This window comes from Lentimicrobiaceae bacterium, from assembly GCA_023227965.1.
GTDB lineage: Bacteria > Bacteroidota > Bacteroidia > Bacteroidales > JALOCA01 > JALOCA01.
Genome location: JALOCA010000066.1, coordinates 1 through 7,730 on the forward strand (window position 1 = coordinate 1; position 7,730 = coordinate 7,730).

Annotated in this window: 8 protein-coding genes; 6 read left to right on the forward strand and 2 right to left on the reverse strand. The window is 42.4% G+C overall.

Annotation, left to right across the window (positions count from 1 at the left end; translation table 11 throughout):
- The 5 genes from M0R21_13480 to M0R21_13500 form a co-directional block, all read left to right on the forward strand.
- The coding region (locus M0R21_13480; protein ID MCK9618833.1) for a 4Fe-4S binding protein at positions 1 to 839 on the forward strand (839 nt) is incomplete at its 5' end.
- Positions 836 to 1,315, forward strand: a complete 480-nt coding sequence (locus tag M0R21_13485; GenBank protein ID MCK9618834.1) for a hydrogenase iron-sulfur subunit — start codon at positions 836 to 838, stop codon at positions 1,313 to 1,315. The genes M0R21_13480 and M0R21_13485, both read left to right, overlap by 4 nt.
- The gene (locus M0R21_13490; GenBank protein MCK9618835.1) at positions 1,315 to 2,166 is read left to right on the forward strand and encodes a 4Fe-4S dicluster domain-containing protein; all 852 of its coding nucleotides are present in this window, start codon (positions 1,315 to 1,317) and stop codon (positions 2,164 to 2,166) included. The genes M0R21_13485 and M0R21_13490 overlap by 1 nt, the downstream gene beginning before the upstream one ends.
- A 32-nt stretch (positions 2,167 to 2,198) precedes the next feature.
- Positions 2,199 to 3,236, forward strand: coding sequence for a 4Fe-4S dicluster domain-containing protein (locus M0R21_13495; GenBank protein MCK9618836.1), 1,038 nt, complete (start codon positions 2,199 to 2,201; stop codon positions 3,234 to 3,236).
- Between the two features lie 15 nt (positions 3,237 to 3,251).
- On the forward strand, positions 3,252 to 4,085 hold the full coding sequence (locus tag M0R21_13500; GenBank protein ID MCK9618837.1) for an FAD/NAD(P)-binding protein: 834 nt from the start codon (positions 3,252 to 3,254) through the stop codon (positions 4,083 to 4,085).
- A 38-nt stretch (positions 4,086 to 4,123) separates the two neighbouring features.
- Here M0R21_13500 and M0R21_13505 read toward each other — a convergent pair whose 3' ends face one another.
- Positions 4,124 to 4,375 carry a hypothetical protein gene (locus M0R21_13505; GenBank protein ID MCK9618838.1) on the reverse strand — a complete coding sequence of 84 codons (252 nt, stop codon included), beginning with the start codon at positions 4,373 to 4,375 and terminating at the stop codon, positions 4,124 to 4,126.
- 186 nt (positions 4,376 to 4,561) lie between these two features.
- Here M0R21_13505 and M0R21_13510 point away from each other — a divergent pair, with 186 nt between their 5' ends.
- On the forward strand, positions 4,562 to 6,814 hold the full coding sequence (locus M0R21_13510; protein ID MCK9618839.1) for a cation:proton antiporter: 2,253 nt from the start codon (positions 4,562 to 4,564) through the stop codon (positions 6,812 to 6,814).
- Positions 6,815 to 7,431: 617 nt separating this feature from the next.
- Here M0R21_13510 and M0R21_13515 read toward each other — a convergent pair.
- A partial coding sequence (locus M0R21_13515) for a T9SS type A sorting domain-containing protein (protein ID MCK9618840.1) occupies positions 7,432 to 7,730 on the reverse strand: 299 nt, incomplete at its 5' end.

Consider the following 7,730-nt stretch of genomic DNA (forward strand, 5'->3'; position numbering starts at 1 on the left):
AAGTTCCCAAAAATGTTGATGTCATCAAATGTGTAGGCTCACGCGACGAAGCCAAGGGCATCGAATTCTGTTCTAAGATATGCTGCATGTACACCGCCAAGCATGCCATGCTACTGCATCACAAAGTTCACGATTCAAAAGCTTATGTTTTCTATATGGATATTCGTGCGGCAGGTAAGGGTTATGAGGAATTTGTAAAACGCGCCCAGGTGGAAACCGGCGTTACCTACCTTCGTGGAAGGGTTTCAAAAATTTATCAGAAAGGGAAAAAACTTATTGTCAGAGGAGAAGACGCTCAGATTGGTCAGGTCGTTGAGGTAGAAGCCGACATGGTGGTTTTGGCAACAGCCGTTCTGCCTCAGTTGGATAATCCCGAACTTGCCCGTTTGCTTGGTATTTCTTACGATAAATACGGTTTCCTTTCGGAAGCTCATCCTAAATTACGTCCCGTAGAAACTGCCAAAGCAGGCATTTACCTTGCAGGATGTGCCCAGGCACCTAAAGACATTCCCGACACCGTTTCGCAGGCTTCGGCTTGTGCTGCCAAAGTGTGCGGACTTTTTTCAGGCGACACCCTGAAAAAAGACCCGATGATTTCGCACATCATTAAAGACAATTGCACCGGCTGTCAGAACTGCATAAGGGTATGCCCTTACGGAGCAATTGTTACTGAAGAAATCCCATTGGGTCATGGCTCAAAGGAAATGCGTACCGTTGCCAAAGTGAACGAAGGAGTTTGCCAGGGCTGCGGTTCCTGCGTAGCCATCTGCAGAAGCTTTGCCGCTACTCTTTCTGGATTTAACGATAAACAAATCATTAATACGATACTTTCGATATGAGCGAAATAAAAGAACAATTAGTAAGCGCTGAAAAACCCGCAATTACCGCTCCCGAAGGATGGGAACCAGTCATCATTGGCATTCTTTGCAACTGGTGCTCGTATGCAGGTAGCGACCTTACCGGAACATCACGACTTCAATATCCACCTAACATCAGGATCATTCGTGTACCATGTTCCTCAAGAGTTGACCCATGGTTTATCATCAAATCATTGCAAACTGTCGCCGACGGAGTGCTTATTTCTGGATGCCATCCAGGCGATTGCCATTACATCGCAGGTAACTATTATGCCCGCCGCCGTTTCCTCGTTACAAAAAAACTGCTCAATTTCGTAGGTTATCACGAAAACAGGATTCAGTTTTCATGGGTTTCGGCTGCCGAAGGTCCAAAATTTGCCAAAGTAGTGGAAAAAGTTACCGCTGACATTAAGAAACTCGGACCCCTTCACCAATATAAAAAGGAGGATATTCGCTGATGAACTACACTAAACAAATACAAGAAATCGCCACAAGGCTTTTTTCTGAAAACAAAATTGACGTTTTCGTAGGCTATCGCAAAAATACCTACGGCGACAACCAGGTTCCTGTGCTAATCAACAGTGCAGAGGAGGTTTCTAAACTGATGATGGATGAAAAATCCTCTTTTAACCTTACCAATTATTTGAAATACGAACATACCCGCAACAAACGCGTGGGACTGATTGTGAAAGGTTGCGACAGCCGTGCACTTAACCTTCTCATCACCGAAAACCAGGTGAAGCGCGAAAACCTGTACATCATTGGAATCTGCTGCGAGGGCGTTGTTGACGAAAAAGGTGAAATTGCCGGTAATTGCACCGAATGCGTGATGCCAAATGCCGTTGTTTATGACGAATTGCTCGGCAGCCCACAACCCGTTCGCGAATACAAACCCAATGCCGAGGTAATAGAATTAGCCGCCAAAAGCCTTGAAGAACGTGCAGCTACCTTTGAAGAAATTTTCAGCAACTGCATACGCTGCAATGCCTGCCGCCATTCGTGCCCAATGTGTTACTGTGCCAAATGTTGCATTGATCAGGAAACTTCAGCTTTGTTCAACGGAGCCAATACCTTGCCCAATGCTACCCACGCATTGCTTACATGGAGCTTGCACCTCGCCGGACGCTGCGTTGATTGCCGCAACTGCGAAAAAGCCTGTCCCATGCATCTGCCCTTGCATCTGCTTCACAAACAAAACGAAATGGTTATCTACGAAAACTTTCAGCAACACCTTAGTGGGATAGAAGAAAAAGACCCCGGCGCATTTTATAAATACAGCCTGAACGACCCTGATGATTTTATAATGTAAAACCCCATACGGGAGTTTGTAAAATTAAGACTATGAGCTATCAAATATATCAAACAGATAAAGCCGGACTGGCACAGTTCTACGAAAACATCATCGGTAAGAACGAAACCTATGCCCCGGTACTGAATTTTGAGAAATACGAATACAAAAAGGTTAGTAAACTTGCCGATTGCAATCCGGAATCGCCCATTGTGCTTACCATGAGCATGAAGCCTTTATTTTTTCCAAAAAACTCAGCTATCCTGAAATACAAGGAAAGTAGTGAAGGCACCGAAATAATTCCTGATGCTGAAGATGACCTGGCAAAAAAAAGAGTTGTTTTAGGTGTGAAACATTGCGATGCGCGGGCTTTGCAGGTACTCGACAAAGTATATCAATGGGACTACCACGACGAAGATTACCGCAAACGTCGCGAAAATACTCTCATCATTTCCACACGTTGCGAAAAAGCCGGTGCACATTGCTTCTGTACCTCGTTGGACTATGATGTGGAAAACTCGGATGCTTACGATGTGATGGTGGTGAAAGCTGCCGACGGCAATTATTACCTCCAGGCGCATACCGACAAAGGTGATGCCTTTTTGAAAGAAAACACCGGCAAACTCGCAGCCAACGATGGTATCGAAAAGATTAAAGAACAATATACTGCCTTTGCTGCTTCTTTTGCATTAAAAATGAACTACGAAGAGGTAAGCAAACGCTTAAACGAACAGTTTGATTCGTCGGAGTTTGAAAATGCCACCAGCAACTGCATCAGTTGCAACACCTGTAGCTTCATTTGCCCTACCTGCCATTGCTTCAAAATTTCTGATGAAAAAATCAAGGATAAAGGAATACGCTACAAGGCTTACGATTCGTGCAACTCGCCATACTTTACCCTGATGGCTGGCGGGCACAATCCACGCCCGGTAAAATATCGTCGCTGGCGCCAGCGTGCAATGCACAAGTTTGTGTATTACAAAGAACGTTTCGATGTAAACCTTTGCGTAGGTTGCGGCAAATGTGCCATCTCATGCCCCGTAAATATCCACATTTTTGATGTAGTGAACCAGGTAGCCAACAAAGCCTGATAAAGAAAGAAAATTATGGAACAACTTTTAGTACCAATGCTTTGCCGGGTAGAAAAAGTCATCAGCGAAACACCTGACGTAAATACTTTCCGCCTGAGAATAAAAGACGAAAACCAGCTTCAGCAGTTTAACTGGAGACCAGGTCAGTTTGTAGAATTTTCCCTTTTGGGCTATGGTGAATGCACCTTTTGTATTGCATCTTCTCCTACCCGAAAAGGAACTTTCGATTGCTCTATCAAAAAAGCCGGTAGCGTTACTGCCGACATTCACAGTCTGATTGAAGAAGGCATGGATGTTGGCATCCGCGGACCTTTCGGCAACTGGTTTCCTTACGATGAAATGAAAGGCAAGAACCTCCTTTTTATAGGCGGTGGTATCGGATTGGCTCCTTTGCGTTCGCTCATTCAATATTGCATTGATAACCGCGGCGATTATAAAGATATAACTATACTGTACGGCGCACGTAGCAGCGCAGATTTAGTTTATAAAGAAGAACTCAAGGAATGGCAAGCCAATCCTTCTATAAAACTTGTTCTTACCATTGACCGACCCGAAGACAATTGGAACGACAACGTAGGCGTGGTTCCAAAAATCTTGGAGGAAGTAGTGAAACCTTCTATCGAAAACACTAAGGTAATCACCTGCGGTCCTCCAATTATGATAAAATATACACTACTGTCGCTCGACAAGCTGGGGTTTGAACCTAAAAATGTTATTACAACTCTCGAAATGAAGATGCAGTGCGGACTTGGCAAATGCGGTCGTTGCAACATTGGTCATACCTATGTTTGCAAAGACGGTCCTGTTTTTACTTATGAACAGTTAAAGGCTTTGCCTGACGAGTTTTAACAGACTCCCTGCTTATGGGTACAATAAACCAAAATTTATTATAAAATACAAGTAATTGGTTCTTTTAGAGTCGGCGTTGCTTCTTTTAGAGTCGGCGTCCCTTCTTTTAGAAGCAATGTTGGGTCTTTTTTATAGAATGTTCCTTCGAAAAGAAGGAACATTGGGTCAGAAAGAAGGAACTTCCCTTCTTTTTGAGAGATCATTCCCTCTTTTAGAACCATTAACCCCTCTAAAAGAAGGAATGATGGCTCTTTTTTATTCAACGCCGACTCTTTTAGAAGCAAACGCATTTCTTTTTTAAGTAAAATAGACTTGCTAACCATTGAAACCTGCAAAGAAAGTGAGAAGCACCATGCTGTTACCTTACAGGGAGTATTAAAAACCCCGGTTCATCTGGAAAAAAGAACCGGAGATAGCACAATATATGGGTGCATTTAATAAATTTGCAGCATTATTTATAATAACATTCCGGAGGTATGAAAGAATACAAAAATTTATTCTTTTACCTTATAACCCTGCTCGTCTTTGCAGTGGCGATGTATTTCATTATCCACATGGGCGAAATGCTGCAAACAGCAAACACGGCTTCTGCAACAGGTATAACAGTATCCGGAAGTAATATTTACGGCTTTTTAAAATCTCTGAACGAAAACCTTCACCATCCCATTGCACTTCTCTTGCTGCAGATTATTGCTATAATTATTGTGGCACGTATTTTCAGTATTATTTTTAAAAAAATAGGTCAGCCGAGCGTAATCGGTGAGATAGTTGCCGGTATTGTACTTGGACCTTCGGTGATGGGATACCTGTTTCCGGGTATTTCGGCATTTCTTTTTCCGGAAGAGTCGTTTAACAACCTGCAGTTATTAAGCCAGGTTGGGCTGATACTGTTCATGTTTGTAGTGGGAATGGAAGTTGATTTTACCGTTCTTAAAACTAAGGCAAAAGATGCGTTGCTCATAAGCCATGCAAGTATTATTTTCCCTTTTCTGCTTGGGGTAGGGCTGGCATATTTTTTATATGGTACATATGCCCCCGGGCAGGTATCGTTTCTGTCGTTTGCATTATTTTTAGGCATAGCCATGAGTATAACTGCGTTTCCGGTATTGGCAAGGGTAATACAGGAAAAGGGGTTACAGCATACCCGTCTGGGGACTATCGCCATAACGGCAGCCGCTATCGATGATGTAACTGCATGGTGTATATTGGCGGCTGTAGTGGTAATTGCCAAAGCCGGTTCGTTCCATTCTGCCTTAGTTACCATTTCGCTTGCCCTGGTTTATCTTTTTTTAATGATTAAAGTGATAAAACCTTACCTGAAAAAGATAAGCGGAATTTTTTCTACCCGCGAAACCATGCACAAATGGATAGTTGCCTTAGTATTTATTATCTTACTGGTATCGGCTTATTTTGCTGAAATTATTGGTATTCATACGCTGTTTGGTGCTTTTTTGGCGGGAGTAATTATGCCTGCTGAGATAAATTTCCGGAAAACCATCATCGAAAAAGTGGAAGATGTAAGTCTTGTGCTACTTCTTCCTTTGTTTTTTGTGCTTACCGGTTTGCAAACCCAAATCGGATTATTGAGTAGTACTACCCATTGGTTAGTATTTGGACTTGTTTTTCTAATAGCCATCACCGGAAAATTTGCCGGAAGTACTTTAGCCGCCCGGTTTACCGGACAGAACTGGCACGACAGCCTTTCGTTGGGTGCCTTAATGAATACAAGGGGACTTATGGAGCTTGTTGTGCTTACCATAGGGTACAATATGGGCATCCTTCCACCAGTGATTTTCACTATGTTGGTGCTAATGGCTATCCTTACTACTTTTATGACAGCACCTTCCCTGTACATTATTCATAGGCTTTTTCCTGAACATAAAACGGAAACGGTGGAAGTGGATTCAAACAGGCTGAGCCGGATATTAATTTCGTTTGGACCGGTGCGGAGTGGAATAAAATTGTTAAGAATTGCCGGAGAACTTATTGATAAAACCAATGAATATGCGGTGATTACAGCACTGCACCTGACTTCCGGAACGGATGTCAATCCTTTAAAAACAGTCGAATTTGAAGATGAGAGTTTCAACCCTGTACGGGAAGAAGCCGGAAAACTGGGCATTAAATTAAAAACAAAATACCAGGTAACGGATAATGTTTCGAAAGAAGTGTTCAGAAAGGTTATAAGTAGCAAATGCGACCTGTTGCTTATCGGAGCCGGGAAATCACCTTACAGGGGTACGCTGATTGGCAGTTTGCTGAAAAGCATCAAAACCTTTAACCCTGTTTTCTTGTTTGAATGGCTTGTAAAGAAGAGCCATCCCGAACAGTATCTGATTCACGAAAAAGCACGTTATATACTCGATAACGCTCCCTGTTCGGTGGGTGTATTCATTGATGCCAATTTTATACAGGCAAAACGTATTCTGCTTCCGGTTTTGCATACTTCCGACATTGCCATGTTACCCTTTTATAACCATTTGATTTCGCACGATAAGCAGGAAATAGTTTTGATAGATGCTGTAAACCTTTCGGGTGATTATTCTGTGTTTGCTACCATTAAAGAAAATAACAATGTTAAAATGCTTGACATCGAGGATTTCAAGCCTGAGTTACTATCTCATTTTCAACTGATACTTCTCAGTTATGAAAGCTGGAAACTTATTGTAAAATATCACAAAAACTGGCTGGATTTATTACCCTCTACTTTGATTATTAAACCAAAATAAATTTCTCTAATTCAAAAAAACAGAACGCGGATTTTCATGGTTTAAGCGGATAAATGCTGATAATAATATAAACATATTTAAAACTGATTTTATTCATGCAAGCATGAATGATAAGAACGGATATGTTTGAAAATTATTCCGACTTGTTAGAGTCTGTCCCAATATCCGGATTGTACGGATTGTGCAGATTGATAAGATTGAATACCATTCATAGCTTTTTATTGCTTTAGTTTTTCTGACCCTTCCCATCCGGCATTCTCCTAATTTTCAGGGTTACTGCGCCCTCCCCTAAAATTAGGGGAGGGTTCGGGTGGGGTCCTATTGTCTCGCCCTGAAATAAGTTTATAAAAAATGTCTTGGTAAGGCAACTATGAGGCATTGATTTTCAAAACCCGTCCGTTACATCCGGATTGTACAGATTGTACGGATTGTGCGGATTGAATGTCATTCATAGCTTTTTATTGCTTTAGTTTTCTGACCCTTCCCATCCGGCATTCTCCTAATTTTCAGGGTTACTGCGCCCTCCCCTAAAATTAGGGGAGGGTTCGGGTGGGGTCAAGCTGTCTTGTTCTGAAATAGGTTTACTTTTTATCTTTTTATTGCTCCAAGCTCCCAACTCACAGCTGTTTTACCACCTTACACTTCCCTATCGTTTCACCATTCCTTACTAAGCGTACCAGGTACATCCCCGGCGGATAGACGGAAGCATTAATCTCTATCAGATTACCTTCCTTTGGAACCGGCATTTGCAGCAGACAACTGCCTCCCATGTCATAGAGCATTAGCATAGCTCCCTGCCGCCACTGGTAAAGCACATGGCTGGTACTTATGCTGCCATGCTTGCTGTTGCTTACGATGTATTGCGGAAGCTCTATGGTAAAACTAATAATAGCCGGATTAGGATACACCTTCAGTT